The 2,316-nt window shown below is 42.1% G+C and carries 1 pseudogene; it reads left to right on the top strand.

What is annotated here, in order from left to right:
* A pseudogene (locus tag ACFIKE_RS09655) lies at window positions 1–2,316 on the top strand (hypothetical protein); the annotation flags it as partial.

Genomic DNA, 2,316 nt, shown 5'->3' with positions numbered 1-2,316 from the left:
AAGGATTCACGTGATGCCATTAATGGTGGACAAATTCATACCCTCTCTGGAGATGTTGCGAAGTTTTTAGGTGGTGGTACAGCTTTTACAAATGGTGCTTTCACGGGACCCACCTATAAATTATCTAAGATTTCTGAAGACGGTAAGGAAGAAGAAGCTGAATTTAAAGATGTTGGTACAGCTTTTGAAGGCATTGATACGAGTATCAAGAATGTGAATCAGCGGATCAAGGATGTGACACAAGGTGTTGCACAGGATTCGTTGACGTGGAGCAAGGATGATGATGCCTTTGTAGCGACGCATGGAGAAGGAGAGAAAAAAGGCAACAGCAAGATCACGTCTCTTAAGGATGGTGAGCTCTCAAAAAAGTCAACGGATGCGGTTAATGGCTCACAGCTCCATTCTACGAACACAGCCCTTGCGGAATATTTTGGTGGTAATGCCAAGTATGAGGACAGCAAATGGACAAAACCTGATTTCAAAGTTGCGCAATTTGATGCTGATGGCACAGAAGGTGACGAGAAGACTTATCATAATGTTGCTGATGCTTTTGAAGGTGTTAACAGTACTTTCAACACTTTGAATGAAGAGATTGTCGATGTAAGAGATAGTATCCTTGTTAAGCAAGAAGAAGAGATAACTTTAGCGCGTAGTCTCCGTGCGGGGGGATCGGGTGCTATCACCATTGCTAAGGAAACAGGCGGCACTAAACTAAGTATTTTCAACAAAGACGGTAAAGAACGGACAATCGCCGGTGTGAGTTCTGGTGAACTCTCAGGAACCTCGACAGATGCGGTTAATGGCTCACAGCTTTTTACCACCAATAAAAATGTTACTACAGTTGCTGAGCATACAGCGAAATATTTGGGCGGAGGTGCCAAGTATGAGAGTGGAGAGTGGACAGATCCAAGTTTCAAGGTTAAGACCGTTAAGGAAGATGGTAGTGATGTTGAAGAGCAGAGCTATGCAAGTGTTGCGGAAGCCTTTGAGGGTGTAGGTACTTCTTTCAAGAACATTCATAAAGAGATTACACAAAGCAATACGACGGTTACTGAAAACATTAAGCAGAATGCGTTGATGTGGGGTGAGAAAGAGGGAGCCTTTGTAGCCTTGCATGGAGAAGAAAATAGTAAAACCAATAGCAAGATTAAGTATCTTGCGAATGGAGACATTACTGTAGACTCAAGTGATGCGGTTAATGGCTCACAGCTTTATTCCATGAATAAGATGTTTGCGGAGTATTTTGGTGGAGGTGCTGGCTATAATGACAAGGGCGAGTGGAGTGCTCCAAGTTTCAAGCTACAAACTGTCAACTCTGAAGGTAGTTCTGAAGAGAAGAGCTATGATAATGTTGCGGATGCATTAGCAGGAGTAGGGACATCTTTCACGAATATTCACAAAGAAATTAACAATGTTGTTAGTGATAGCTTAGTTAAACAAGATGACAAGACGCATGTTATTAGCATTGGAGGCGAAAAAAGTGGCACAAGCATTACCCTTTCCAACATTGATGGAGCGGAACGGACTCTTTCTGGAGTGCGTGGTGGAACGATTTCAGAAACATCCACGGATGCGGTTAATGGTTCACAACTTTATTCTATGAGTAATGTCTTAGCGGCCTATTTAGGAGGAGGAGCCGGCTATAAGGATGGGAAATGGAGTGCACCGGAATTCAAGGTTGCACAATTTAAGAGCGACGGTAGTTCAGATGAGAAGACGAGCTATGATAATGTTGCGGCTGCGTTTGATGGTGTGAATATAGGTATGACTAATATCAACAATCGTATTCATGATGTTGAGAAGAATGTGGCGTCCAATGGTTTAAATTGGAATGAAACTGAAGGAGCGTACGACGCGAAGCATGATGACAAGTCGAGCAAGATTAAGAATGTCTTAGCTGGTAAAGTTGAAGAGAATTCACAAGAAGTTGTGAATGGAGGTCAGCTATGGGAGACGAATGAGAAAGTGAAAGAGGTTGAAAAGAAAGTAGATACGATTGATCAACATGTAAAAGATATTACAACAACGGTTATGGATGGAGCGGTTAAATATGACAAAGATGGTGATGGTAAAAAGACGAATAAGGTTACGTTGGTAGGTGGGAATGAGAGTGATCCAGTTTTGATAGACAATGTAGCGGATGGAAAGATTGAAACGGGCTCGCATGAAGCTGTTAATGGGGGTCAGTTACATGATTACACAGAACAGCAGATGAAGACGGTTCTTGAGGATGCCAATAAGTATACGGATGAGAAAGTTTCTCATATTGTAAAAGATGGAGTTAATGAGGCTAATTCGTATACGGATATGAAGTTT

It is taken from the genome of Bartonella sp. MU70NMGDW, from assembly GCF_042194085.1.
Classification (GTDB): Bacteria; Pseudomonadota; Alphaproteobacteria; order Rhizobiales; family Rhizobiaceae; genus Bartonella; species Bartonella grahamii.
This window is presented reverse-complemented; position numbering and strand designations above follow the sequence as displayed.